Source organism: Anaerotignum lactatifermentans DSM 14214, assembly GCF_900142265.1.
Taxonomy (GTDB): domain Bacteria; phylum Bacillota; class Clostridia; order Lachnospirales; family Anaerotignaceae; genus Anaerotignum; species Anaerotignum lactatifermentans.
Genome location: NZ_FRAH01000147.1, coordinates 1 through 2,062 on the forward strand (window position 1 = coordinate 1; position 2,062 = coordinate 2,062).

A 2,062-nucleotide genomic window follows, 5' to 3' on the forward strand; every position below is an offset into this window, starting at 1 on the left:
GTGTATATCGTTTATTTGGTACTCCTTTTGGCATAAAAATCACCCCACTTGTTATTCAGTATATCATACTGTCTAACAAATGGGGTGCAGTTCATCATAAGGAATCCGGCTATTTTTGCATTTACATGAATGCTTGAAAATTATTTTGCCCAGTCATTGATAATGAGGGCAATCATTTCCATATCTTCATCTGTATTGTTTTCCATGGCATGCCACTGACCTACTTCGATGAGACAAACATCGCCAGGGTGAACAGTGGTTTTGGAACCGTCATTGTCTACGAATGTGCCTTCGCCTTTGATGATGGCATAAGGTTCAGTATTGCCGATGTGCTGATGCCAGCCAATGGAACTATGTGGTTTCAAGACAACTCTTGCATACATGGTTGCGTGTCCCATCAATTCTTCTTCTGTGAGGAAATGATGGATTTCTACGGTGCCGTTACCGCCTTTGAGTCCTTCTTTGATTACAACATTCTCTTTTCTTACCATGGTTCAATTCTCCTTTCTTATTTGAAACGTTGCGGCACTTTTGACACCTGAAAGGTCAAAAAGTGGTGTGTACTCCGATGTAGCCGCAGAGCGTTTTTGCACAAATCCGTTGGTTAAGCCGATTTCCAGAAAATATTCTGTGACTTTATCATATTCAAATGTGGTCAGTCTGCGAGAAAGATTCCGAAATTCTGTGGCGTGGTACATGGGGGTGTACTGGTTCAGCAGGGACACATAAGCGTCTTTTCCCAGATTTTCCCGTATCCAGTCCAAAACCCGAAAACTGTCTTTGTAATGCCCGGGCAGGACAAGATGCCGCAAAATCAGCCCTTTTTCCATGATGCCGTTTTCATCAAAAATATCGGCTTTTGTCTGTCTGCGCATTTCCAAAATGGCTGCTGCTGCGGTTTCAGCGTAATGGGGCACCTTGGAATACTGCACAGCAAGGGTATCATCCCAGTATTTGAAGTCCGGCAGATACACATCCACCAGTCCATCCAGCATCCGCAAGCCATCCAGACTTTCATAGCCGTTGGAGTTATAGACCACAGGAATGGAAAGTCCCTGTGCTTTTGCGTTCTCCAGTGCTTCTGCAATCTGCGGGATAAAGTGGGAAGCAGATACCAGATTGATGTTATGCAGTCCCCGGCTTTGCTGCTCCAGAAAGATTTCCGTCAGCCGTTCAATGGATATTTCCGCACCGAAATTCTCCTGACTGATGTCGTGGTTTTGACAGAAAACACAGCGCAGATTACAGTGAGAGAAAAAGACAGTGCCGGAACCCCTTGTGCCGCTGATGGGCGGTTCTTCCCATTGGTGGGCAGAAACCAGTGCCACTTTTGGCAGAGTACCTGCGCCGCAGAAACCAACTTTGCCAGATATACGGTCTGCGCCGCAGTTTCTGGGACAAACGGTGCAGTGCTGCAAAGCCTGTTGTGTGCTCAGATTCATGTATTTTGGCTCCTTTCTGGTGGTTTTGTCATGTGAAACCGCCAGAGGGAGGCTGCACAAACCGACAGGCTTATTTTACCATGAATCACAGCAGTTTCCTATAGAAAAATGTCAATTGCCATGTTAAAATGCAGAAGAAAAGAGAATTGGGTCAAAACAAAGGGGGAAGCGGCATGGAAACATACAAAACCGTTTTGAAAGAAGTGCGGATCAGAGATGAAGTATATTGTGATTGCTGCGGCAGAAAGATTGATGCAGAACGGGAAGATTATCTCCATCTGGAAAAACAGTGGGGTTATTTTTCCAAAAAAGACGGGGAAAATCATGTGCTGGATATTTGTGAAGCATGTTATGATAAATGGCGCAGCAGTTTTGCAGGCGCAAAATAAGATTTTGGCAGGGGATAGCCCCTGCTTTTTCTTTGGAGGAAAAGAGGAACCAAACGGCGTTTTTTGCGGAAAAATGACAGTTTTCGCGAAAATGTTCTTTCTGCAAAGAACTTTGTTTTTCTTTGAGATTTGGGCGTTTTGTAGGATTACAATACATGTGTTACAACTGAATATTTAAAAAGCGAGGATAGGCTCACTTTGTGTTATATTTGAATCACCACAAAACAAAAA

General features: G+C 44.1%; 3 protein-coding genes. 1 reads left to right on the plus strand and 2 read right to left on the minus strand.

Translation table 11 applies throughout. From position 1 onward, the window contains the following. Window positions 1-140: 140 nt before the first annotated feature. Entirely contained in the window at window positions 141-491 is a 351-nt protein-coding gene (locus BUB35_RS18235; protein WP_072854048.1) for a cupin domain-containing protein, read from the minus strand. Window positions 492-494: 3 nt separating this feature from the next. After that, a complete protein-coding gene (locus BUB35_RS18240; protein ID WP_072854050.1) occupies window positions 495-1,442 on the minus strand; it encodes a radical SAM protein in 948 nt (315 codons plus the stop codon). A gap of 173 nt (window positions 1,443-1,615) precedes the next feature. On the opposite strand from BUB35_RS18240, the gene BUB35_RS18245 reads away from it, so the two are divergent. Then, on the plus strand, window positions 1,616-1,831 hold the full coding sequence (locus BUB35_RS18245) for a hypothetical protein (RefSeq protein ID WP_072854052.1): 216 nt from the start codon (window positions 1,616-1,618) through the stop codon (window positions 1,829-1,831). Window positions 1,832-2,062: the final 231 nt, after the last annotated feature.